General features: G+C 63.3%; 25 protein-coding genes. 11 read left to right on the top strand and 14 right to left on the bottom strand.

All coding sequences use genetic code 11. The features are described from left to right. Positions 1 to 59: 59 nt before the first annotated feature. Together EA462_RS11035 and EA462_RS11030 are read left to right on the top strand one after the other, a co-directional pair. Positions 60 to 1,802, top strand: coding sequence for a radical SAM protein (locus EA462_RS11035; RefSeq protein ID WP_124178631.1), 1,743 nt, complete (start codon positions 60 to 62; stop codon positions 1,800 to 1,802). A gap of 80 nt (positions 1,803 to 1,882) precedes the next feature. Further along, entirely contained in the window at positions 1,883 to 2,290 is a 408-nt protein-coding gene (locus EA462_RS11030) for a TRAM domain-containing protein (protein ID WP_124178630.1), read from the top strand. A gap of 271 nt (positions 2,291 to 2,561) precedes the next feature. Here EA462_RS11030 and EA462_RS11025 read toward each other — a convergent pair whose 3' ends face one another. The 5 genes from EA462_RS11025 to EA462_RS11005 form a co-directional block, all read right to left on the bottom strand. Beyond that, entirely contained in the window at positions 2,562 to 3,302 is a 741-nt protein-coding gene (locus EA462_RS11025; RefSeq protein ID WP_124178629.1) for a YkgJ family cysteine cluster protein, read from the bottom strand. A 137-nt stretch (positions 3,303 to 3,439) separates the two neighbouring features. After that, on the bottom strand, positions 3,440 to 3,676 hold the full coding sequence (locus EA462_RS11020) for a hypothetical protein (RefSeq protein ID WP_124178628.1): 237 nt from the start codon (positions 3,674 to 3,676) through the stop codon (positions 3,440 to 3,442). A 1-nt stretch (position 3,677) separates the two neighbouring features. Continuing rightward, positions 3,678 to 4,466: an Lrp/AsnC family transcriptional regulator gene (locus EA462_RS11015; protein ID WP_124178627.1), complete on the bottom strand. Its 789-nt coding sequence runs from the start codon at positions 4,464 to 4,466 to the stop codon at positions 3,678 to 3,680. Positions 4,467 to 4,604: 138 nt separating this feature from the next. Beyond that, on the bottom strand, positions 4,605 to 5,393 hold the full coding sequence (locus EA462_RS11010) for an MBL fold metallo-hydrolase (RefSeq protein ID WP_124178626.1): 789 nt from the start codon (positions 5,391 to 5,393) through the stop codon (positions 4,605 to 4,607). 84 nt (positions 5,394 to 5,477) lie between these two features. After that, complete coding sequence (locus EA462_RS11005) at positions 5,478 to 5,759, bottom strand: helix-turn-helix domain-containing protein (RefSeq protein ID WP_124178625.1); 282 nt, start codon at positions 5,757 to 5,759, stop codon at positions 5,478 to 5,480. A gap of 188 nt (positions 5,760 to 5,947) precedes the next feature. Between EA462_RS11005 and EA462_RS11000 the strand changes: the two genes are divergently transcribed. Both EA462_RS11000 and EA462_RS10995 read left to right on the top strand, forming a co-directional pair. Then, positions 5,948 to 6,655: a class I SAM-dependent methyltransferase gene (locus tag EA462_RS11000; protein ID WP_124178624.1), complete on the top strand. Its 708-nt coding sequence runs from the start codon at positions 5,948 to 5,950 to the stop codon at positions 6,653 to 6,655. 73 nt (positions 6,656 to 6,728) lie between these two features. Continuing rightward, positions 6,729 to 7,631, top strand: a complete 903-nt coding sequence (locus EA462_RS10995; RefSeq protein ID WP_124178623.1) for a glycosyltransferase family 2 protein — start codon at positions 6,729 to 6,731, stop codon at positions 7,629 to 7,631. A gap of 14 nt (positions 7,632 to 7,645) precedes the next feature. On the opposite strand, the gene EA462_RS10990 is transcribed toward EA462_RS10995, so the two are convergent. Together EA462_RS10990 and EA462_RS10985 are read right to left on the bottom strand one after the other, a co-directional pair. Further along, entirely contained in the window at positions 7,646 to 8,608 is a 963-nt protein-coding gene (locus EA462_RS10990) for a DUF368 domain-containing protein (protein ID WP_124178959.1), read from the bottom strand. Between the two features lie 174 nt (positions 8,609 to 8,782). After that, on the bottom strand, positions 8,783 to 9,616 hold the full coding sequence (locus EA462_RS10985; RefSeq protein ID WP_124178622.1) for an amidohydrolase family protein: 834 nt from the start codon (positions 9,614 to 9,616) through the stop codon (positions 8,783 to 8,785). A gap of 188 nt (positions 9,617 to 9,804) precedes the next feature. Between EA462_RS10985 and thsA the strand changes: the two genes are divergently transcribed. Together thsA and EA462_RS10975 are read left to right on the top strand one after the other, a co-directional pair. Next, positions 9,805 to 11,349, top strand: a complete 1,545-nt coding sequence (gene thsA / locus EA462_RS10980; protein WP_124178958.1) for a thermosome subunit alpha — start codon at positions 9,805 to 9,807, stop codon at positions 11,347 to 11,349. An 85-nt stretch (positions 11,350 to 11,434) separates the two neighbouring features. Beyond that, positions 11,435 to 11,797, top strand: coding sequence for a HalOD1 output domain-containing protein (locus EA462_RS10975; protein ID WP_124178621.1), 363 nt, complete (start codon positions 11,435 to 11,437; stop codon positions 11,795 to 11,797). Between the two features lie 8 nt (positions 11,798 to 11,805). On the opposite strand, the gene EA462_RS10970 is transcribed toward EA462_RS10975, so the two are convergent. After that, positions 11,806 to 12,606, bottom strand: coding sequence for an SAM hydrolase/SAM-dependent halogenase family protein (locus EA462_RS10970; RefSeq protein ID WP_124178620.1), 801 nt, complete (start codon positions 12,604 to 12,606; stop codon positions 11,806 to 11,808). 61 nt (positions 12,607 to 12,667) lie between these two features. Beyond that, the gene (locus tag EA462_RS10965) at positions 12,668 to 13,186 is read right to left on the bottom strand and encodes a nicotinamide-nucleotide adenylyltransferase (protein WP_124178619.1); all 519 of its coding nucleotides are present in this window, start codon (positions 13,184 to 13,186) and stop codon (positions 12,668 to 12,670) included. A gap of 328 nt (positions 13,187 to 13,514) precedes the next feature. Here EA462_RS10965 and lonB point away from each other — a divergent pair, with 328 nt between their 5' ends. Genes lonB through EA462_RS10950 form a run of 3 tightly spaced genes read left to right on the top strand, consistent with a single transcriptional unit; the run spans position 13,515 to position 17,204 of the window. Then, positions 13,515 to 15,734 carry an ATP-dependent protease LonB gene (gene lonB / locus EA462_RS10960; protein ID WP_124178618.1) on the top strand — a complete coding sequence of 740 codons (2,220 nt, stop codon included), beginning with the start codon at positions 13,515 to 13,517 and terminating at the stop codon, positions 15,732 to 15,734. Continuing rightward, the gene (locus EA462_RS10955) at positions 15,735 to 16,778 is read left to right on the top strand and encodes a CPBP family intramembrane glutamic endopeptidase (RefSeq protein WP_124178617.1); all 1,044 of its coding nucleotides are present in this window, start codon (positions 15,735 to 15,737) and stop codon (positions 16,776 to 16,778) included. A 60-nt stretch (positions 16,779 to 16,838) separates the two neighbouring features. Then, entirely contained in the window at positions 16,839 to 17,204 is a 366-nt protein-coding gene (locus EA462_RS10950; RefSeq protein ID WP_124178616.1) for a hypothetical protein, read from the top strand. A gap of 40 nt (positions 17,205 to 17,244) precedes the next feature. Here the strand turns inward: EA462_RS10950 and EA462_RS10945 are convergent, their stop codons facing one another. After that, entirely contained in the window at positions 17,245 to 17,916 is a 672-nt protein-coding gene (locus tag EA462_RS10945; protein ID WP_124178615.1) for an HAD family hydrolase, read from the bottom strand. A 216-nt stretch (positions 17,917 to 18,132) separates the two neighbouring features. Between EA462_RS10945 and EA462_RS10940 the strand changes: the two genes are divergently transcribed. Beyond that, the gene (locus tag EA462_RS10940) at positions 18,133 to 19,317 is read left to right on the top strand and encodes a 3-dehydroquinate synthase II (RefSeq protein WP_124178614.1); all 1,185 of its coding nucleotides are present in this window, start codon (positions 18,133 to 18,135) and stop codon (positions 19,315 to 19,317) included. 24 nt (positions 19,318 to 19,341) lie between these two features. Here EA462_RS10940 and EA462_RS10935 read toward each other — a convergent pair whose 3' ends face one another. The 3 genes from EA462_RS10935 to EA462_RS10925 all read right to left on the bottom strand — a co-directional run bounded on the left by EA462_RS10935 (position 19,342) and on the right by EA462_RS10925 (position 21,162). Continuing rightward, entirely contained in the window at positions 19,342 to 19,797 is a 456-nt protein-coding gene (locus EA462_RS10935; RefSeq protein WP_124178613.1) for a zinc ribbon domain-containing protein, read from the bottom strand. A 60-nt stretch (positions 19,798 to 19,857) separates the two neighbouring features. Continuing rightward, entirely contained in the window at positions 19,858 to 20,496 is a 639-nt protein-coding gene (locus tag EA462_RS10930) for a hypothetical protein (RefSeq protein ID WP_124178612.1), read from the bottom strand. Positions 20,497 to 20,592: 96 nt separating this feature from the next. Continuing rightward, positions 20,593 to 21,162, bottom strand: coding sequence for a DUF2391 domain-containing protein (locus tag EA462_RS10925; protein ID WP_124178611.1), 570 nt, complete (start codon positions 21,160 to 21,162; stop codon positions 20,593 to 20,595). A gap of 142 nt (positions 21,163 to 21,304) precedes the next feature. Here EA462_RS10925 and EA462_RS10920 point away from each other — a divergent pair, with 142 nt between their 5' ends. Continuing rightward, a complete protein-coding gene (locus EA462_RS10920) occupies positions 21,305 to 22,981 on the top strand; it encodes an aldehyde ferredoxin oxidoreductase family protein (RefSeq protein ID WP_124178610.1) in 1,677 nt (558 codons plus the stop codon). Positions 22,982 to 23,069: 88 nt separating this feature from the next. Here the strand turns inward: EA462_RS10920 and EA462_RS10915 are convergent, their stop codons facing one another. Continuing rightward, a complete protein-coding gene (locus EA462_RS10915) occupies positions 23,070 to 23,732 on the bottom strand; it encodes a hypothetical protein (protein ID WP_124178609.1) in 663 nt (220 codons plus the stop codon). Positions 23,733 to 23,763: the final 31 nt, after the last annotated feature.

Here is a 23,763-nt window from a genome sequence, read left to right as displayed (position 1 = left end):
AACGCGCAAATCTCCCAGTATAGTCACCGTTTTACCGCTCGAGGAGTTACCCACGGCTCATGACCGACCCCGAGTCGCTATCGGTGACGATCGTCGACGGTTACGTCGACGAACCCGCACACTTCGGGGTGCCGCCGTACGTTTCGACGTACCCGCGATACACGGCCGGTGCGCTCGTCGATGCGGGCGTTCCGCGCGAGCGGATCACGTACCACACGATCGACGGCCTCCGAGACGAGCCGAATCGCTGGCGCGACGTCGACGAGGCTGATCTCCTGATCTATCTCGGCGGAATGACGGTACCCGGAAAGTACGTCGGTGGGACGCCCGCAGAGCCCGACGAAGTGAGAAAGCTCGCCTGGACGGCGAACGGAACGAGCCTGATGGGTGGGCCGATCAAGTTCGGCGTCGGTGACGAAAACGCCGGCGCGACCGAGACGAGTCGGCAGGATCTCGATTTCGACTTCGTCGCGAAAGGTGACGTCGAGGCGGCCGTCTTCGATCTGGTCGAGAGCGGTCTCGAGGGCTTCAACAACCGGATGCGCGACGTCGAGGAGGTGTCGCGGTGGGCGAAAGAGGGCGCGTTCGTCGTCGAAGATCATCCGAACCATCCCGACTACCTGATCTGTGAACTCGAGACCTCGCGGGGCTGTGCCTACCGCTGTTCGTTCTGCACCGAACCGCTGTACGGGAATCCGACGTTTCGACCGCCCGAGACCGTCGTCGAGGAGGTGGACGCGCTCGCGTCTCACGGCGTCAAACATTTCCGAATCGGCCGCCAGGCCGACATCCTCGCCTACGGCGGCGACGGCGAGGCACCAAATCCGGACGCACTCCGGGAGTTGTACGGCGGCATCCGCGACGTCGCTCCCGACCTCGAGACCTTGCACCTGGACAATATGAACCCCATCACGGTCGTCAACTGGCCCGAAAAGAGCCGCGAGGGGATCCGGATCATTGCCGAACACAACACGGCGGGCGACACCGCCGCCTTCGGCCTCGAGTCCGCCGATCCAGTCGTCCAGGAAGCGAACAACCTCAACGTCAGCGCCGACGAGTGCTTCGAGGCGGTTCGAATCGTCAACGAGGAAGCTGGCTGGCGTCCGGGCGAGAACGGCGACCCCGTCGCGTTCTCCGACGACGGTACCGGGAGCGGAGGGACACCCACCCGACTCCCGAAACTGCTGCCCGGGATCAACCTCTTGCACGGTCTCAAGGGCGAACGCGAAGAGACCTACGACCGAAACCGCGAGTTCCTGGAGCGGGTCTACGACGAGGGCTACATGCTCCGCCGGATCAACATTCGCCAGGTGATGTCCTTCGACGGGACCGAGATGTCGGACACCGGCGCTGAGATCGCGACCGAGCACAAAAAGCTGTTCAAGCGGTACAAACGGCAGGTCCGCGAGGAGATCGACAACCCGATGCTCGGACGCGTTGTCCCGCCGGGAACCGTCCTCCCCGACGTCCACCTCGAGTACCACCAGGACGGGCGAACGTTCGGGCGACAGCTCGGCACCTACCCGCTGCTCGTCGGGATTCCGGGAGAACGACCGCTGGGTCAGACGGCGGACGTCGCTGTCGTCGATCACGGCTATCGCTCCGTGACTGGGGTTCCGTATCCCCTCGATCTCAACGACGCGTCGCTCGACGAGCTCACCGCGATCCCGGGCATCGGCAACCGAACGGCGGGCGATATCGTCGTCAATCGGCCGTACGACGCGGTTGACGACGCTGCACTCGAGGTCGGGATCGATCTCACGCGATTCGCGACGGCCCGGCCGCTCGAGCGGGCCGAGTGAGTTCAGTCGGTCGCTATCGAGTCATTCAGTCGGTAGTTCTATTATGGAGGGGGAGTAGAGAAGATATTGAGGGTCTACCTGTGGAAATATCTGAAAAACTCCTGTGTCTGTTCAGTACGGAGGTTTCAGCAGAGGAGGATCGATACGTCATCGAGGTGCCACGACAAGAAATCGAAACCGGAGACGTCGATCCGGGAGAGGTCTACCGGGTTGCACTCATCTCTCGAAACGAAGAGAGCGCCGACGGCGAAACGACGGCGACGCAGCCACAGAGTGCACCATCGGAGCCCCAGCCACCGGTCGACGTTGGCGAAACGCGGTACGTCGAAATCGAGGACATCGGCAAGCAAGGTGACGGAATCGCTCGCGTCGAACGGGGCTACGTCATCATCGTTCCCGGGGCCGAAGTCGGTGAACGGGTCAAAATCGAAGTCAGCGAGGTTAAATCGAACTTCGCCGTGGGAGAGATCATCGAAGAAACGTTCTAGGCCGATCGGTTTGCGTTCGGGTCGGCACCGGCCGACCGCGCACGCACCAGTTGAAGCGATTTACGAGCGTCCGGAGTGAGGCGGACTGCTGTACCGGATTACCGATGCAACCGCAGGCGGATCGCGGTCCCACCGGTACTGGCGCACAACAGACCGTATGAGACGCGCGGTGAACTGTGCAATTTTCGAACGGTCGATCCGTCGGCAACGCCGCTTCGCCGTCCGAAGCACTCGGACGCATTCGATTCACGCCGCGGAAGAGATGGTCCACCTATTCCTCGAGCGACGTCCCGTCCGCTCGCTTCGCCCCTTCGGAGTCGTGAACCACGACCTCGCCGGGGCCCGGATTCGCCGGTTCGAAGGCGTCGCGGACGGCGATCGCCTCCTCGAGTTCGCGGACGGCTCGCGCTTTCAGGGCGTTCGCGAGCGATTCGGCGTCCTCGCGAGAGATGTCGCGACCCAGTCCCTCACACTCGTGGGCGCGAACGATCCCGTTCTCGTCGACGGCTTCGCCCATCGGCTGGCTCGTCCCCGCGAGCGCTACGCTGAACGGATACGTCCGACAGATCAGCGGCCGATCCTGGTGGACGACGCACGATCCCACGCCCTCTTCGTTTTCCGAGTAGAACGCACAGTCCCCACAGGAATCGGTCTGAAGCGCCCATTCGAAGGTTTCGCCCTCGAGCGCGCCGTCGCGTTCGTCGAGCCCGTATGGCATCGGGCGCGCGACGTCTCGCCACTCGCGAGTCGTCGATTCCGGCGTCTCGGCCGGGGTTTTCGTACCTCCGGATCGGGCCTCGCCTTCGGCGTCGATCGTCGGCTGCTTTTGAGACGCGCTCTGGAGGTCTCGAGCCTCGTCGGGAAACACCGTCGCCGTGTGGTCTTCGTCGTCGTCTGCCGTACAGCAGGCACCACACCGGGTACACTCGAATCCGATGGACTCGATCGCGTCAGCGAGTTCGGTGACCGCGAGCGATCGAGCCTCGGCCAGCTCGGTCTCGAGCGATTGCATGTCTACTGAAAACGGGTCGACGGGCAAAAGCCGGTCGGAACGATACTCACCGCTTTCTCCTCTGTCTCCGCCTCGGCCTCCGACGAACGACTGGGGATCGCCCCCCACTCACTCGCCGGTCAGCACGCGGTGTCGGGCTACTCGTCGTCCCCCGAATCGGATCTCTCATTCGAGTTCGCGCCGGCGTCTTCACTCGATCCCTCGTCGGTCGCGAACTCGTAGGTCGCGATCTCGGTCGCACCACAGACCGGACACTGATCGATCGCCTCCTCGAACTTCGAGCCGCAGTGTCGACACTCGTGGAGTACCGCGTCGTCGCTTTCCGACCCGTCCTCCCGCTGGAGGAACTCGGGGATGAGTCTGTCGACTGGCATATCAATCGATTCGTCTCGATCGCGTTCCGTCGGTCTCGTCGAATCCCTTCAGTGCGGACTCGCCGGCTCCATCCGGGGAGAACACGGTCACGACGTCGTGTGGACGGATCGTCGTTTCGCCGTGTGGCGTGATGACCGCATCATCGCGTTCGATCGCGACGACGAGCGTTTCCTCACCGAGAACCTTCTCACGAGCGGCCTCCTCGAGCGTTCGACCGGCGATCGGCGCGTCCTCGTAGACGGTTACTTCGACGATGTTGGCACCGCCAGTGAGGCTGATGTAGTCCGCGAGCGGTTCCAGCCGACGGCTGTCGGCCGGTCCGTACGGCGTATACGGGAAGTCGTGTTCGTTCTGCAAGAGAAATTCGTCCTCGATCTCGACGTCGATGTTCTCGAGTTCTCGGCCGATCCGTCGCAGATCGGTCGTGTCGGTCCCGACCGCGAGCACGTGGAGGTTCATCCGACCACCCATCAGTTCCCGGACGTTGATGATCCCCGGAATCGTCCCGATCTTGCGGGCGACGCCCTCGACGTCACCGAACGGTGCGTGACACAGAAACAGATTCATAAGCGAGCCGTCGGCGTGTTCGAAGTCGACCGTCGCGTGGTATCCCTCGATGATTCCGTGCTCTTCGAGCTGTGCGATCCGGTTGCGAACCGTCGCACCGGAGACGCTTACCTCGTCGGCGATCGCCGGTGCTGACGTGTTCCGGGCGTCGCCCATCAACGCGTAGACGATCCGCCGATCGATCTCGTCGAGTCGATAGCTTCCGCCGATCCCATCGCCCATGGGCGTACTGTGCGATAGCTGAATATATAGCTGTGGTGCTTCCGTTTCCGCAACTATTGGCCAGGGTATTTTCGGATCGAAAATACCGCCGGTTACCGTCTCGTCGCTGGGGTCACATCGTCGACCCTGCTCGCCCGCTCAGTCCCGAACGGGTCCCGCCCGCTCGCCGTCCCACTCGAGTCGGTCCTCGACGACGAGTTTCTCGAGATGGGCGATGACCGTCGCTCGCGCGAGATCTCGAACGCCCGCGAGTTCCTTCTCGTATGCACCCTCGAGAATTCCCTCGAGCGTCGTCGCACCATCGTCGACGGCCGCCTCGATCCGACGTTCGCGGTCGTGCCGATGCGAGAGGTGGCGCTCGAGCGTCGCTCGGGGTCGCTCGATGACCGGGCCGTGACCGGGATACAGAGCCGGCGGATCGATCGCCCACAGCCGACGGAGCGTGCTCACGTACGCGCGCATGTCTCCGTCCGGCGCGCCGACCACGACGCTGCCGTCACGAACCGCGCAGTCGCCACAGAGAATCGGGCCGTTCCGACCGACCTCGAGTGCGACGTGGTCGGAGGCGTGTCCGGGCGTCTCGAGAACGCGAACGGACGACTCACCGAGGGTGATCGTCGTCCCCGACGAGAATCTCCGGTCTGGTCGTCTGCCGGTCGCCTCACGAAACCGATCCGTTCGCCCGCCTCTGGCCCAGACGGCCGCTCCCGTTTCTCTCGCGTAGGCCTCGACCGCGCCGACGTGATCCGGATGCGCATGGGTGACGAGAACGTGTGCGATCTCGCGGTCGCGGACCAGTCGGTCGAGTTCGTCGGAACGATTCGCGGGATCGACGAGAATCGCCGGATCGGTCCCGAGCACGTACGCGTTGGTCTCTCCCTCCGGTGCCCGCGTCGGAGCCGAAACGGGTCGACGAACGACGTCCATACGTCGGTATGGCCTCGATGGGAAAAGGGCCTACCGGATGTTCCTTACTCCGTGCGTAACTCAGTCGATGAACAGCTCGGCCACTCAGTTGTTGAGAAAGTACACCTGTTTGCGGGCGTCGCGGAAACTGTATCGAGAGCCGACGAGCCCCACGTCCTCGAGACGGTTGAGCGCGTAGCGAACGGTTCGATCGGGAAGTAAGGACTCCTCTGCGAGTTGGCCCTGTGAAAGCGGCGAGTCGGCCTCGAGGACTTTCGCGACGAGTTTCGCACTCGGTGGAAGCTCACGGAGTCGGTCGCGGTACTCGTCTTCGGACAGCGGCTGTTCGGCGGCACCGATGCGGTCCTCCGAAATGGTCGTGCTCATACCACCTCCAGCGGAACCGCTGATGGTAAACCTTCCCTATATGTGGATACGAATACTGTAGTTTATAATAGGTGTACTAGTGGCATATTAACACATCCAAAACGGCGAGAGACCGGTGGCTCGCGCCGGCAGGCGTCGGAGAGACTCCAGTATCGTTTTATCCTCGCGCTCCTGTAGTTGCGGCCAGTGTGAAAGGACAGGAGTGGTACCAGGCCGACGATGTCGCCGAGGAGTACGACGATAAGCGCTTCTCTCGGGGCGGTCAGCTGATCGACCACCGTGAGAAGCGGGCCGTTCTCGAGGCGATCATGCCGGTCGAGGATCGATCGGTTCTCGAAATCGCCTGCGGAACCGGTCGGTTTACCGTGATGCTCGCAGAGCAGGGAGCCGACGTCGTTGGGCTGGACATCTCGGCGGCGATGCTACAACAGGGACGAGCCAAGACCAGGGGGTCGAATCTCTCGGGAACGCTCGAGTTCTTGCGCGGAGATGCGGGACGATTGCCGTTTCCGGACGATCACTTCGATACCGTCATCGCGATGCGATTTTTCCATCTCGCGGACGATCCCGAAGCGTTTTTACGAGAGATGCGCCGCGTTTCTCGAGACCAGATCGTCTTCGATACGTTCAACCGATTTAGCGCCCGTAGCGTGTACAACTGGGCGCTTCCGATGGGATCTCGCCTCTACTCGAAGAGCGAAGTCACGACGTTGCTCGCAAAGACCGACCTCACGCTGGTCGACGTCGTCGACGACTTCCTCGTTCCCTACGGACTGTACCGGGCGATTCCGAACGCGCTGGCGACTCCGATTCGGACCCTCGATACGGCGATCGGCGGGCATTCGATACCGGATCACTTCGCGTCGGTTTCGTACTGGAACGTCAGCCTTCGGTGAACGGACGAGACTTCGCGAGGCGAGAGGGAAGAACCCACCGTCTTTTTACTATCGGGGACGGTTACCCGAGTGTATGGTGCTCTCGGTAGTCGTTTCCACGTTGAACGACCGAGAGCAGTTGCTGTCGTGTCTCGACGCACTCACCGAACGAACCCCGCCACGGACGGAGGTGATCGTCGTCAACGGTCCCTCTTCCGATGGGACGACCGGCGTCGTCCGCGAACGGACTGACGTCGACGTACTCGTCGAAATTTCCGAGCGAAGCCCGAACGTCTCTCGAAACGCCGGCCTCGAGGCCGCAACGGGTGACATCGTTGCGTTCCTCGACGGCGCGTGTACCGTCGAACCGGGCTGGTACGACGCCATCGAACGGTCGCTCGAGACCGAGGTCGATATCGTTTCGGGACCGATTACCGGCCGGAAGACGACCGTCGACGATCTCGGCCACACTCGAACCGTTGCCGGCCGGAGCGTCACGCCGTTCGACGCCGACAACGTTGCGTTCGATCGAACCGTTCTCGATGCACTCGACGGATTCGACGAGTATCTCGACGTCGGCGGTGATCGCGACTGTGCACACCGGGTCGCCGGGTTAGGATTCGAGGTCGACTGGTGCGGGGAGATGGCGGTTCGAAGCGAGATCGAAGCCGACGGGGGAACTACACAATCGGAGTGGGGATCGGCGTATCGGTCGCTCTCGTATCGGCTCGCGAAGAACTACGGTCCGCGACCGACCGTCCTGATCCGAACGGTCGCGAGTGCGGTCCGTGACGGCGTCTTCGGCGTCCGTCGTATTTTCTCGGGCGACGTGACGCCAACGGGCTGGGTTTCCGACGGAATCGAGGTCCTCACGAACGTCGCTTGCGGCGCTCGAGACGGACTCCGAGCGCGATACGCTGACCGATCCGCACGCCGGAACCCGAACGGGATTTCGGTTCGTCACGACCGAGCGGTTCGACTGTACGACTGGCGGTGAGCGAGCGTCACTACTCACTCCGGATCGAACCCGCCGGCCAGGATATCGAGTGCGAGCAACGCGACGATACCGACGAGCGCCCATGCGCCGGTGAGGACGACGATATCGGTCGTCCAAGCGTACGCCTCGTCGATGCTGTAAAGCGGTGCGGGAATCGAGCCGGCGATCAGTCCGACGAGAAAGAGCAGCGTCAACTCACGTCGAGCCTCGAGTGCGCGTCGGACGACTCTGGCGATCGTGACGAGGCCGACGAAGCCACCGAGTACGAAAACCACGACCGTCGCTCCGGGCTCGAGAACGGCAGCTACCGAGCCGCTGCCGGAGACGAGCGCGCTGATCGAGTCGAGGAACGCGCTCAGTTCCGCCGAGAGAAAGACGTACTGTCCGAGCAAGATCAGAATCAGCGCACCGGAGATCCCCGGCAGGATCATCGCGCTGATCGCGAGCGCACCCGCGAGGAAGATCAGGACAGATCCGCTTCCGGGGAGTTGGATGACGTTGCTGGCGACGAGGAGCGCGAGCCCGACGCCGGCACTCCCGGCGAGTCCGTGGGCGGGCGACGAGAACTCGAGGCTGCGAAAGAGGACGATGGCGGACGCGGCTATCAAACCCGTAAAGAAGCCGAACAGGGCGATGGGGTGGGATTCGGCCAACGCGGAGACGGTGGTCGCGATCAGCGCAACGGCGGTCACCATTCCAACGCCGAGCGGAAGGAGGAACTCGAGGTCCATCTCGACGAGAGCCGTCCGTGCCCGATCCCGGCGGTCCGCGTCGTAGCCGCGGAGTACTGCGAGTGCCCGTCCGGGCGTGAGGGCGGTGATCGCCGCGATCAGGCGACCGTAAAAGCCGAGCAAGAGCGCGACGGTGCCACCGGAAACGCCGGGCAAGGCGTCTGCCGTCCCCATACAGAGGCCGTAGCCGTACGTCCGAAGCACGTCGAACCAGTCGACGGTTCGATTTGCGAGGTTATATCCCATCGACACCTCTTTTTCGCTCGGTTGCGTTCCCTCGGCGGGAACCGCGCGTGCGTAGCTCGTCCATACGTCCACGACGCTCCGCGGTGGTATAAACGGACCCGTTCGCTGCACGGCGTGCGTACTCGTCCGGTCGGGACGGCGTTTCGACCGACGTGACGACCCGACGGAACGACGTCAGTGGCGAAGCTCCGTATCCGGTGTGAGCGCGTCGATCACGCGACAGGCGTTCTTCGAAAATGCCCGCCAGAGAAGATCTTCGGTGACGTCGAGCGTCAGGATCTCCATGACAGCGACGTCGGGGTGACACGAGGGCGCACCGCTTCCGAAGAGAACTCGATCCGGATGCTCGAGCAGCGCTCGCTCCAGGAGTTCGCGGTATCTGACGAAACTCGTCTCGAGGTAGCAGTCGTCGTACTCCCCGAGCAGGTCGATCATTTCGTTCATCAGCGAGCGCTCGAGCGGATACCCCCCGAAATGCGCGACGATAACCGGAAACGACCGTCCCAGGAGTGCGTCCGCGATCGCCTCCGGCGGCGCATCGACACCCCCGCGGACGAGCAGCGGAAGGCCCACGTCCTCGAGAACCGCGAGGACGTCGTCGTCGGGGTACTCGTCGATCGTGGGGTCCAGTACGAAGCCGTGAAATCGGTCGTCGTAGGCGTACTTTTCGATGTCGCCGGGCGTCGTGTGATACTCCTTTCGCCGGCTGACGGCGTTGTGGAGACGTCCCGTCGGACACCGTTCCGACTGTTTCGTTCCGTTGATTCTGGCGAACGCGACGAACGGACGGTCGACGCTACGCCGAGCGACGCCGTTGTTCGCGGCAACGTAGCTCGTTTCCGGTCTCGAGGGCGGGAACACTACCGATTTGGTGATCCCCGCCTGATGCATCTCCCGCTCGAGTTGGTCGGGGGAGACGACGGGCCGTTGAACTGGCCCGTTTCCCCCATCTGGCGTAAGTTGCGTGTACACGTCGACGACGCGAAACCCGTGTTCCAGCTCCAGCATCCCAGTGAACCGTTTAGTGTCGAGGCATATTTTGCTACCGACTTTCGGTCGGCGCGTTCGTGCCGACGGTTCACACGGGAATCGCCAGAGGGAGGGACTTCGGTAGGGAAAAATTTATATAGAAGTGCTGACGACATAGTTAGTGAGGATTCACAATGGCACAACAGCGACGCATGGGCGGACAACCCATGTTCATCATGAGCGAGGACAGCCAACGAACGCAGGGTCGAGACGCCCAATCGTCGAACATCATGGCCGGCAAGGCCGTTTCCGAGGCGGTACGGACGACGCTTGGCCCCCGTGGAATGGACAAAATGCTCGTCGACTCCGGCGGAGAGGTCGTCATCACCAACGACGGTGCGACGATCCTCAACGAGATGGATATCGAGCACCCTGCGGCCCAGATGATCGTCGAAGTCGCGGAGTCCCAGGAGGAAGAAGTCGGAGACGGCACGACCACCGCGGCCGTAATCGCTGGCAACCTGCTCGCTGAGGCAGAGGACCTGATCGAACAGGACGTCCACGCGACGACCATCGTCGAAGGCTATCACGAGGCGTCCAGAATCGCACTGGATGCGATCGCAGAACAGATCGGCGAGGCCGACGTCGACGACGACGTCCTGAAACAGGTCGCTGAGTCGAGCATGACCGGCAAAGGAACCGGCGGACTCACCGCCGAATCGCTCGCTGAAACGGTCGTCGAGGCCGTTCGCCACGTCGAAGGCGACGACAGCGTCGAGCGCGACAACATCACGGTCCACACACAGATCGGTGCTTCCACGAACGCGACCGAACTCGTCCCCGGCATCATCGTCGACGAAGAGCCCGCTCACGACGAGATGCCGGACGAGGTCGAGGACGCCTCGATCGCCGTCCTCGACGTCGAACTCGAGGTTCGAACCGGTGAGGTCGACGCCGAGTATGCCATCGACTCGATCGACCAGCTCAACGCCGCCATCGACGCCGAGGAAGGCGAGCTTCAGGGATATGCGGAGGCGATCGTCGAAAGCGGTGCTGACGTCGTCTTCACGACCGACGACGTCGACGACCGCGTGAGTACCGCCCTCGCCAACGAGGGCATCCTCCTCTTCGACGGGCTCGGAAACTCCGACGCGCGCAGCATCGTTTCCGCGACCGGCGCACGCCGCGTCGGTGCGCTCGAGGACCTCGAAGCGGACGACTTCGGTCAGGCCGACCGAATCCGCACCGAACGCTTCGGAGACGACGACCTCGCGTTCGTCGAGGGCGGTGCGGCCGCCGAAGCCGTCACCGTCTTCGTCCGCGGTGGCACCGAACACATGGTCGACGAACTCGAGCGCGCCATCGGTGACGCACTCGACGTCGCGGCGACCGCGCTCGCTTCCGGTGAAGTCGTTCCCGGTGCCGGCGCGACCGAAATCGCGGTCGCAGACAAAATCCGTCAGGAAGCGGCCGGCATCGAGGGTCGCAAGCAACTCGCCGTCACGTCCTTTGCGGACGCACTCGACATCGTTCCGCGGACGCTGGCTTCCAACACCGGCCAGGACCCGATCGACTCGCTCGTGGACCTCCGTGCCGCCCACGAATCCGAAGGCCGTGCCGGTCTCATCACGGACGGAGAGACCGTCACTATCGACGATCCGTTCGAGTACGGTGTCGTCGATCCGGCCGACGTCAAGCGTGAAGCGATCGAAAGCGCGACCGAAGCCGCGACGATGATCGTTCGCATCGACGACGTCATCGCCGCCGAGTAACGCGCTTCGTCGCTTTCTTTTCGACCGTCACGCCGTCAATAGTAGCCAATACTGTTATGTGTTAACATAGCATAGTAAAACCGTAATGTCCGGGAAAACACCAACAGGTCGACTGACGCCGGTCGAGAACGCCGCCGGACGAACGGTCTACTACGACGAAGACCAGCGGACGTACCACACCTGGTGTGACGACGACGATTACGAGCCGGTGAGTACGGCCCTGCTCGCTGTCGTTTCGTCCGTTATCGGCACCGATCCCGTCGAACTCGAGTCGCTCTCGGACCGCGTCGATCCGGACGCGCTGAACGCCATGGTCCATCATTGGCGAACCGGCGGTTCCGACGGCGGCGGCTCGATTTCGTTTACGTTCTCGGACTGCGGAATCACCGTGCTGGCAAGCGGTGAGATCGTGATCGATCCGAACCGTCGCCAGCGGTCGTTTCCATAAGAGTCCCTTCACTCTTCGCGCTCGTCGCCTTCGAGGATCACCCGGTCGCCGGTATCGAGACCGAACGCGTCGTCTCCGCGGCCCTGATTGACGTCGAGTTCGACGTAGCCGTGACTTCCCACGGTCGCGAGGCGGGTGCCGATCGAAACTGACGCGAACGTCTCACCGACGGGAACGACCTCGCCGTTCGCGACAAGGCGCGACCGCCCCTCGAGAAAGTCGCCCGGGACGTTCGTCACGACGTTGCCGAAATCGTCGATGGCGAGGACGTCGCCGGCGGCACGGCTCTCGTCGCTCTCGACGGCGGCCGACGGAAGCTCGAGATCGACGTACGACGTGGTCGCCTCGAGAGCCGCGACCGACTCGAGTGAGTCGCGACTCGTCCCGTGGACCGCCGCGGCTGCAGGCGCGAAAACGTCACGTCCGTGGAACGTGTTGCTCGCCGGTCCGGAACGTCCGTCGTGGGATACGGCTCGTTCGTCGATGCCGTACGCCTCGAGTTCCGTCGTCCCGGCGAGCCGACGGGCGGGAGGCACGAGGACGCCGTTGTCCGGGCCGACGAGTACGTGCTCGTCCGCGCGCAGGACGAGAGTATCGCGGTCGGTTCCGACGCCCGGATCGACGACGACGAGGTGTGTCGCGGGCGGAAAGTACGGAAGCACTTCGCGCAGCCAGAACGCCGCGGCTCGAACGTCCTGTCGGGGGAAGTCGTGAGCGACGTCGACGAGTCGCGCGTCGGTTCGCTGCAGAAGCACCCCTTTCATCGCCGCGGGATAGGGAGTTCCGAAATCCGTCGCGATCGTGATCATGAGTGTCCGTAGGCGGTGCTCGAGGAAAATAGATCGGTCTCGAAGAGGGTGGCGCTCCCGGTTACACGCCGTTCGAGTCCGTGTCGCTGATCATCTGGATGCGCTCGGTTCCGTCGATCTCGTCGACGACCTCGACGACTGCCTCCGGGACGAGCGACTGCCAGTCCCCGTCGGTTATCATCCGTTCCCGAACTTCGGTCCCCTCGAGTACGTCTCGGTTGAACATCGGTGACTGGCGGATCTCGATACCGGCTTCACGAAAGAGCTGGATGACGAGCGGGTTGTTCGAGTAGGCGACGTCGAAATCCGGGCTCATGCTCTGGACGTGGCTCACCCACACCGAGTTTCGCTCCAGGTCCTCGATCGGGACGGCGTAGGTGACGAGGTCGGTGTCGACGAGCGATTTCGTGATCATCATGATCCGTTCGCCCGCCGTAAACGGGTTTCGGACGGTGTGTGAGTCGTCGGCGCTGCCGATCCCGAGGACGAGTTCGTCGACGTCGTCCGCGATCCGCGCGACCATGTTCCGATGCCCGTTGTGGAAGGGCTGGAAGCGTCCGATGTAGAACCCCCGGGTCATGTCGAGAACTGTTCGACCGCGAGGCTTAAGCGTGGCGAGTTGCGACCGCGATCTATCGACTATCGCGACGGAAACGAACCGATTCCGAATCAGCGGCGAACCGCCTCGAGGTCGCGTCCCGGGGCACTCGACCTCCTTCCCCTGTATATCCAGTTCCTTCGTTCGGTGATACTCACCGGTTTACGAACTCGACTTTCGACTCGATCGACAGATCACAAACGCCGCTCTCGTAGCCTCTACCCGACGTTTTCAACCACTGACACCATCCTCCGCATGGAGAAAGTATATCAGTGGCAATCCCTTCGGGACAGGTACCGAACAGAGTTCTATGAGCAACGATACGAACGTTGACGATCCTCCCACGGATGCCCTTGATTCCTCCCCCGACAGTGAGCGGAATCCGGACGACGATCACGAGCACGAGCGCTCGCGGGAGCGTCAGGGAGAACGGTCGCCGTCGGATGGAAACGGTGACCGGAGCGAGGACGTCGACGATCTCGAGACCCCGATCGACGACGATCGATCGGAGTTCGACGGTGACAGCGTGCAGGGAGACGACACCAGCGACGACGACATCGAGACCGTCGAAGACCTCGGAAGTGCGGTCGAGGTCGACCCCGGTGTCGAAGTCGACGAGGAGATCGCTGAAGATGATCTCCTTGGCGGCCTCAAAATCGACTCGACCGAAGACATCGAAGTTCCGGATCGGCTCGTCGATCAGGTGATCGGACAGGACGAGGCGCGTGATATAATCATCAAAGCGGCCAAACAGCGCCGCCACGTCATGATGATCGGGTCACCCGGAACCGGAAAGTCGATGCTGGCGAAGGCGATGAGCCAGTTGCTCCCTCAAGAGGACCTCCAGGACGTTCTGGTCTACCACAACCCGGACGACGGCAACGCACCGAAGGTCAGGACCGTTCCCGCCGGAAAGGGCGAACAGATCATCGACGCCCACAAAGAAGAGGCCCGAAAGCGAAACCAGATGCGCTCGATCCTGATGTGGATCATCATCGCGATCATCATCGGATACGCGATCATCAGTCCCGCGAGCATCCTTCTGGGAATCCTCGCTGCGGGTATCGTCTGGTTGATCTTCCGGTATACGTCCCGTGGAACGGACGCGATGGTGCCGAACATGATCGTCGACAACGGCGAACAGCGCACCGCTCCCTTCGAGGACGCGACCGGCGCTCACGCCGGTGCCCTGCTCGGGGACGTCCGCCACGACCCCTTCCAGTCCGGCGGAATGGAGACGCCGAGTCACGACCGCGTCGAGCCCGGATCGATCCACAAATCGAACAAGGGCGTGCTGTTCGTCGACGAGATCAACACGCTCGACGTCCGTACCCAGCAGAAGCTGATGACGGCGATCCAGGAAGGCGAGTTCGCGATCACGGGCCAGTCCGAGCGCTCCTCGGGCGCGATGGTCCAGACCGAGCCCGTCCCCTGTGACTTCGTCATGATCGCTGCAGGGAACCTGGACGCGATGGAGAACATGCACCCCGCGCTTCGCTCGCGCATCAAGGGATACGGCTACGAGGTGTACATGGACGACACAATCGAGGATACCCCCGAGATGCGACGCAAGTACGCCCGGTTCGTCGCCCAGGAAGTCGAACGCGACGGCCGACTCCCGCACTTCACGCGCGAGGCCGTCGAGGAACTCCTCCTCGAGGCCAAGCGCCGAGCCGGTCGCAAAGAACACCTGACGCTTCTCTTCCGAAACCTCGGTGGGCTGGTCCGCGTCGCCGGCGACATCGCCCGCGCCGAGGACCGCGAGCTCACGACCCGCGACGACGTCCTGCAGGCCAAAGAGCGCTCGCGATCGATCGAACAGCAACTCGCGGACGACTACATCGAACGGCGCAAGGATTACGAACTCCAGGTCACCCAGGACGGCGTCGAGGGACGGGTCAACGGACTTGCCGTCATGGGCGAGGATTCCGGGATCATGCTCCCCGTGATGGCCGAAATCGCTCCCGCCCAGGGTGGCGGGAAAGTGATCGCGACGGGCAAGCTAAAGGAGATGGCCGAAGAATCCGTCCAGAACGTCTCCGCGATCATCAAGAAGTTCTCGGACGTCGACCTCTCCGAAAAGGACATCCACATCCAGTTCGTTCAGGCAGGCCAGCAGGGAGTCGACGGTGACTCCGCTTCGATTACGGTCGCGACGGCTGTCATCTCCGCGCTCGAGGACATCCCGGTCGATCAGTCGGTCGCGATGACCGGCTCGCTGTCGGTGCGCGGCGACGTCCTCCCGGTGGGTGGCGTCACCCACAAGATCGAAGCCGCCGCGAAAGCCGGCTGCAGCAAGGTCATCATCCCAAAAGCCAACGAACAGGACGTGATGATCGAAGACGAGTACGAGGAGATGGTCGAGATCATCCCGTGTTCGAACATCAGCGAAGTCCTCGACGTCGCCCTGATGGGCGAACCGAAAAAGGACTCGCTGGTCGATCGGCTGAAGGCGATCACCGAATCCGCCTTCGACCAGAGACAGGGTGCCGTCGGCTCGGCCAGCGGCTCGAACCCGAGCCCGCAATAGATGCCCCAGTGGACGGCGTTCGTCGCGATCACGTGCGTCGTCCTCGCATTACTGCTCGTTCTCTCGTATCTAACGCAATCGACGCTTTCAGACCCACAGAGTCCCGATTCAGGCCGGGAAGATAATTCCGAAGGGGTACTCGAGTCGACGGGTTCTCCTCTCAACCGGGCCGAGTCCGAAGCGGTCCGTTCGGGCTCGTCCGCATCTGAAACCGCCACGCCGAGACAACGCGATTCTGAAACCGAGACGCCGGGGGAGAAACCGGATTCTACGCCCGAAGCAAACTCGAGGTCCACGCCCGAAGCCGACGTGGAACGGCCCCTCGAGCGACGGCGTGACGACACCGCTCCGGAGAGGAAATCGGACGAAACGACCCTCGAGACGGAGACGGCAGAACCGATCCCGGCGGAGATGGCGAACGAGATCGATCCGGAATCGCTCTCGACCGGCGCGATGCTCGCGAACGTCGCGCTCTCGCAGGGACTGTTCGCGTTCGTGTTGATCGGCGCGATACTCTATACCGGTATTCCGGCGGACGCGCTGGGACTCGAGTTCTCGCGATCGTATCTCGAAGCGGGGCTGGTTCTGGGTGTGGCTGCGGGAGTCGTTCTCTACGTCGCAAACGAACTCGGCGCGGCGATCGCGACCCGATTCGGGTTCGACCACGACGAGCGGTTACGAGCGCTTCTCGCTCCCGACTCGGGGGGCGGTTGGCTCGTCTTGCTCGCCGTCGTCCTGCCGATCATCGCCCTCTTCGAGGAGTTGCTCTTTCGGGCGGCACTGATCGGAGTCGTCGCGGCAGGGTTCGGCATCTCGCCGTGGCTGTTGGCCGTCCTCTCCTCGATCGCGTTCGCGGTCGGCCACGGCATGCAGGGCTCGGTCGGAATCGTCGTAACCGGTCTCCTCGGGTTCGTCCTCGCGGGAATATTCATCCTCACCGAAAGCCTGCTTGTCGTCGTCGTCGCCCACTACCTCATCAACGCCCTCGAGTTCGTCGTTCACGAGGGGTTCGAGTTCGAGTGGGCGAAGCCGCTCGAGCGCTGATCGTCCGCCGGTCGAACTGGAGTCAGTACCGCTAAGGAGAGCGAGTCACATCGAGTGAGTATGAGCCACGTCGACATATCGGAACGAGCCTTCGGTGCGATATTTCTGGGAATCGTCGTCTACTTCGGACTCGTCATCTACGGGTCGTTCGCGAACGAACCCCTGGCCACGCTCGCCGCGGAGTTCGTCTTCGGCGTGATCGCGATCGGACTCGGCACGCTGCTGTACGCGGTGGCCAACGCGACGCGGTCCGTGTTGTTCGGAGCCGCGATTGCCCTCGTCGCCGGTGGCGTCCTCCAGTTCGGATATCTCCTGTCGCACGTTCTGGCCGTCCAGCAGGCGTCGATCATCGACCACGCCTCGTCGATCGCCGTTTTCGTCGGAATCGGTCTCTACGTCTACGCGGTCTGGTTCGACGAGCGATAGGGTGGGGACAACTGCGCCGCCGCGGTGACAGTTGTGACGGTTACGCGATCGTCTCGAGGGCCTCGAGCGTCGACAGCTCGTAGGTCGGTTGGTGATCGCCGTTCCGGCCGCGTCCGGTGTCGACCCACGCGGAATCGAGTCCCATCGCGTTCGCACCCGCGACGTCCGCGTGTAACGAATCTCCGACGTGGATCGACCGCCGTGGCTCGGCCCCGAGTTCGCTGAGGGCGTACTCGAACGGGGCCGCATCGGGTTTCGGATAGATCCCCGCGCTGGGTTCGGTAAAGACTCGAACGTCGAATTCGCCCTCGATCTCGAGTGCGCGGAGCTTTTTCGTCTGGGTTCGTCTGCCGCCGTTCGTAATGAGCGCGACCGGACCGCGATCGCGTGCGTAGTCGAGGGCCTCCCGCGCCCCGGGCCGGAACCGGACGGCGGTCGGATTCCGTATCTCGAGATACCAGTCGGTGAGCCGGGACGAAACGACCGGGTCGACGTTGGCCCGACTCGCCACTTCCGAAAACAGATGTTCGTAGAACTCGCGGTCGGTTTCGGCCGTCGGAAGCGCCGGAACGGCGTTTCGGAGATCGGCCGCCGTACAGAACTGCTCGAGCCCCGCCCGTTCGAAGGTCGCCTCGAGTACGCTCGAGGCGTCCTGCGTGGGCTCACAGAGGGTGTTATCGAGGTCGAAGCAGATCGCATCGTAGGCGGCCATCACCGGCCGTAGGGTCCGGAGCGTTCTCAACGTTTCGACCGTCGGACGCGCCTTCATATGGGGCGTTGTAACGATTTCTGTGTCGTCGTCCAGCGGCCGTCACACGATTGTCTATTCGGTCGTGGTGACGTCCCGCCCGTTCCGATCGACCGATCCGCCGCGAGTGTGGCTCCGTGATTCGCCACGTTCAAGCCGATTCCCTTCGATCGTAGAGATATGACCCGATCCGTTTGGATAAAAGCCGACGACACCGTCGGCGACTGGGACGATCGCCGCGCGCGGATCACCACCGCGCTCGAGGCCGGCGTAGACTGGGTACTGGTCGACGAAGACGACGTTTCCCGCGTGCGGGAACTCGGTGAGATCAACGTCGCCGCGTTTCGGACCGACGGCGACGTCACGCTCGTCGACGATGTCGAGGCCGACGACTCCGACGCCGCGGCCGACGCCATCGTCGTCGGAAAGGACGGCGAAGGCGATGCAACGATCGACCTTCCCGAGGATTTCTCCGGCTCCGCCGATCTCTCGACGCTCCGGCGTGACGGCGAGACCGACCTCGAGCGCGGAGCGTACGTTCGTATCCTCGGCACGGAGTACGAAGCGTTCGCAGAGACCGCCGCCGAGGAGGCGGACCACACGATCGTCATCGGTGACGACTGGACGATCATCCCCCTCGAAAACCTGATCGCACGGATCGGTGAGGAGACCGACCTCGTCGCGGGTGTCACGAGCGCCGAGGAGGCGAAAACGGCGTTCGAAACCCTCGAGATCGGAGCCGATTCGGTGTTGCTCGACTCGGACGACCCCGACGAGATCCGCAGAACGGTCGAGGTCCGCGATCAGGCCGAACGCGAGTCACTGGACCTCGAGTACGCCGAAGTCCTGGACGTCGAACAGATCGGAAGCGCGGATCGCGTCTGCGTCGACACCGGCAGCCTGCTCGAGCACGACGAGGGGATGCTCGTGGGTTCGATGTCTCGCGGGCTCGTCTTCGTCCACGCCGAAACCGCCGACTCCCCGTACGTCGCTTCGCGGCCGTTTCGCGTAAACGCGGGAGCCGTCCACGCCTACGTCCGAACGCCCGACGGCGGCACCAAGTACCTCTCCGAGCTCCGGAGCGGCGACGAGGTTCAGATCGTCGACACCGCCGGCCACACCCGCGAAGCCATCGTCGGTCGGGTGAAGATCGAGAAGCGGCCGATGTTCCGGATCGCACTCGAGACCGCCGACGGCGATCGGATCGAGACGCTCCTCCAGAACGCGGAGACGATCAAGGTCTCGACCGCCGAGGGCCGAGCCGCGGTCACGGATCTCGAGGCGGGGGACGAACTCCTGTTGTACTACGAGGACACGGCGCGTCACTTCGGTGAGGCGGTCGAAGAGAGCATCATCGAGAAGTAACGCAACGGACGGCGCCGAGGGCGATCAGTTGTTCGCCCGTATCGGCCGCTCGTCCTGTTCGGCGTCCGTCGGCTCCTCGGGATCCTGGGGCTCGAGGCGGGTGGTACACCAGTGACAGAACGAGAGGTCCTGATCGAGTTCTTTGCCACAGTGTGGACAGGTCGGTCCGTCGGCCGCCTTACTGTTCGATCCGGGCGGAAAGCCGAGCGATCGGAACGTGGCGTCGATCGCGGCGAACAGGACGATAAACGAGAGGATGAACTGTCCCATGGTGTCGATCTCCTGGGTGACGAGTTCCATACTGTCCGTGATCGAGCCCGCGGCAGCGATCTGCTCGGGCGAGGGCAAAAAGAGGACGGCAGCGGTGAGATACAGTCCGGCGAACACCAGCGTCCGAAGCCAGTCCCGGATGAGCGCGTGGCCCGCACCCGGAAGGAGTACCGAGAGGCCGGCCGCCGCGAGCGCACGGAGCCATGTCATACGTATACCATAGAAGAGCCGACTGGTTAACATTCCGATTCGGAGTCGACTCCGCGCCGATCACGGAGCGGAGTCCTCGACGCCGGCGATCAGTCGCGAGCCACACCGCGAACACTCGAGGCACACCGACGACCCGCCCGCTCCGTCACCGACTGGCGGGTTCGTCCGTGCGGTCGGTTCCCCTTTACAGTTCGGACACCGCTCGAGAAACAGCCGAAGGCCGGTCAGGACGAGTCGTCGCTCGTCCCGCTCGAGCGTCTGCCAGACCGGATCACTTTCGCTCAGAACTGCTGTCGCCGCGAGGTCCGCGAGAAACGCGCTATCGGAGGGCCAGCACCCGATTCGATCCCGGTCACGGCTCGCGACGAAACCGTCGGAACTCACCGAAAGCGCCAGCCGGTCGCGCTCGCAGTCGAGACGCGCGGCGAGTTCCTCCAGCCGACTGTTCGTCTCGCGTATCTCCTCGATTCGGTCGTTCCAGGCGGTCCGGAACGTGGGCTCGAGACGCAGCCCCCGGTCGCCGTCTTTGCGTCCCGCATCCACGACCGCGCTGGTCGACCGTAACAGCGTCTCGGCGTCGGAGCCGGCCGCACGCTCGAGTGGCGGTGCACTGGCCGCTCGCGACCGATCGCCGTCGGGTTCTGTCGTCCGTCCCCACGGATGGAGCGACTCGAGGACGGTCGTTACCGTCGCGTACATACTCGATCGATCCGACGGACCAACTCATTGGTATGGAGTGGTTACCCCCCGTATCGGTGGGTGGGACGTCGATCATTTCGACCGGGAGAAACGGTGTCAGCGCTCTCCGGGAAGGATATCGCCCAGGGAGCCGCCGATCGCCATCGCGGTGACGATCACCGACACCTGACAGAGATTCACCCAGGGGTCCTCCCAGGTGACGCGTCCCCAGAGCGTCATCATCGCCGTTGCAGTCCCACACGCGATACCGAGGACCCAGAGCGGACGTCGCGGGACGACACCGAGGTACGGATCGGTGATTCTGACCTCCCGGAAGTCAGCGATGTAGAGGATACCGACGACCATCACGACCGCGAGCGCACCGTTGGCGACGAAAAACGCGGGCGTCTCGGCGAGGAACTCCCCGATCTCGATGACACCGTCCTCGACGAGCAACGGCATGCCGATGATCACGCTTCCGAGGAACGCTTCGGCCTTGTCTTTGCCGGTGAACTCGGTGATCACCCGACCGACGGCCCCGTTGTGGGCGACTCGATCGAGCAACGTCATGGTCCGCCGGACCTCGGTTTGCTCTGTTGGATCGTCTACCGTCTCCTCGAGCGCCTCGAGTTGCTCGTAGATGTCGTCTATCGTGGCCGCTTCAGGTATTCCGTCCGGATCGCTCATATCGGGTAACTCTCCCGTGTGAAAATAATGGTTGGCAGCCGGTTCGTCGACATTTTTGGGCCGTGAACGAATCGAAAGAATAATACGAGATAACGTCCGAAACCGGTACCGTTTTGCGGTCGGCTATCCAACTATCGTAAGTATGAAACACGTACGGGGACCACTGTGTACGATCGACGTCAGCGCACGAACGGTCGAAACCGAACCGATCGACGACGTACTCGAGTCGTCGATCGGCGGACGCGCACTCGGGACACGACTCGCACACGATCGGATCCCGTTCGACGCCGATCCGTTCGGTGAGGAGAACCGACTCTACTTCGCGACGGGGCCGTTCCAGCACTCCACGATGAGCTTTACCGGACGAATGTCGGTCACCGGCGTCTCGCCGCTCACCGACGGACTGCTCTCTTCGAACGCGGGCGGATTTCTCTCGCGGAACTTCACCGGAACCGGATACAGCGCCGTCGAGGTGGCGGGCGAAAGCGACGAACTCGTCATCGTCCACCTCACCGACGAGGGCGTGGAGTTCGAGTCGGTTCCCGACCTCGAGGAGGCGACAGTCTTCGAGACCTGCGAGTATATCGAGGACGAACGCGGCCTCGGCTCAGAGCACACGGTCGTCATCGGTCCCGCCGGTGAGAATCAGGTGCGCTTTGCGTCGATCATGACCTCCAAAGAGCGTGCCTTCGGTCGCGGCGGCCTCGGTGCCGTCCTCGGCTCGAAAAACGTCAAGGCGATCACCTTCGACGGCGACTCCACCCGCGACGTCGAGATTCCGCCGATCCAGATGGAGGTCCACGGCGAGGCCGCACAGGCCGACCACCCGATGAAAGATCAGGGGACGACGTCGGTCGCGGAGTACGCGAACATGGTGGAGGCGTTGCCGACGCGGTACTTCTCGGAACTCACGTTCGAACACATCGACGACATCAGCGGGGATCGCGTCGAGGAGAAAAAGTACAAGAAGGGGACCTGCTCGGCCTGTGCGTTCGCCTGTAAACTCCCGACGAAGGACGAAGAAACGGGCCTCGAGACCGAAGGCCCCGAGTACGAGACGCTGATGGCCTTCGGTTCGAACTCCGGCGTCGACGACATCGTCGACGTGATGAAATCGAACAGGCTGTGCGACGAACTCGGTCTCGATACGATCTCCGCGGGCGACGTCGTCGCCGCCTACCTCGCCAGCGAAGACGAGTTCGGAAACGCCGAGTTGATCCACGAAACCGTCGAGAAGATCGCCTATCGCGAGGGGATCGGGGACACGCTCGCGGAGGGCGTCGCCCGGATTCACGGCGAACTCGGCGTCGAGAACTGGTCGGTCAAGGGGATGGAGTTCTCCGCCCACGACGGCCGGACGCTGAACGGGCAGGGCCTCGCCTTCGCCACTGCGAATCGCGGTGCCGATCACATGTACGCCGAGTTCTACCCCTACGAGTACCCGCTCGTCGACGCCGAGAAGGCCTTCGACAAGGAGGGTCTCGAGGGTAAGCCCCCGAAACTCGTCGAACTCGAGAACGCCAATGCGATCAAAGACAGCGCCGTTCTCTGTAAGTTCTCTCGGGATTTCGTCGACGAGGATCGCCTCTCGACGCTGCTCGACGCCGACTACGAGGAGCTACTCGAGATCGGCAGCGAAATCGTCACGCTCGAGCGCCACTTCAATAACAAACGCGGCTTCGACCGGGCGGACGACACGCTGCCGTACGAGGTTCCGGAGTTCGAGCGGGGTCTCGACGAGTACTACGACGAACGCGGCTGGAACGACGACGGAACGGTCCCCGACGCGCAGTTCGACGGCGTTCCCGCGGACGACTAATCAGGTTGGCGATCCTCCCGATCGGCCGCGTTCACTGGCCGAATTCGATTGTCGAGACCGATGTCACTGATCGACGTCGAGATCGATGTCACTGATCGGCGTCGAGATCGATGTCACTGATCAGCGTCGACACGGTTTCTCGATCGCGCTCCGGATCGATCTCGACCGTCCGGTTTTCGTCCGAACGGCCGTCGCTGACCGCCGCTGTATTCGTTCGGAACCGGTCGGGCCGCTCGAGCGGCAGCGTCCCGCCGGCGACGCCGAACGTTCGTTCGCCCGGCCAGACAGCGACGTGGGCCTCCGCGCGGATAGGATCGGCGTCGTCGGTTCCGTTCGTCGCGTCTACGGATCGGCCGTCGGCAATCGGGTAGCGGACGTCGACGACGGACCACGTTCCCGGCTTGCCGTTCGGCGCTTCGAACTCGAGGCGCTCTCGCACGCCATCGACGATCACGCCGGCGTCCGTGAGCAGCGAGACGAGCTGGTCGGTGGCCCTCGAAACCGCCTTCGAGTGAACCGACGCGGGCGAGACACCGAGCGACGGTAACGGTGGTGAAAACGACAGCTCGACGACGAACAGCGAGCGGACGGGAAGCTCGCTCGCGAGGGCCGCCTCGAGCGGCGTCGTTTCGACGGGTTCGAACACCGTCGTTTCGGCGCTGATCGACGCGAAGAGGACCGTAAGCTCGTCCGCATGCGTCGCGTGTGGTTGCCACGCGCCTGCGAGCGACTCCGGCAGGTCGGCGGTCATCGACCGTGGATACGCGACGTTCGCTTTTCGG

This window comes from Natrarchaeobius halalkaliphilus (genome assembly GCF_003841485.1).
Classification (GTDB): Archaea; Halobacteriota; Halobacteria; order Halobacteriales; family Natrialbaceae; genus Natrarchaeobius; species Natrarchaeobius halalkaliphilus.
Note: the sequence above shows the minus strand (reverse complement) of the source record. Positions and strands in the feature narration are given on the sequence as shown.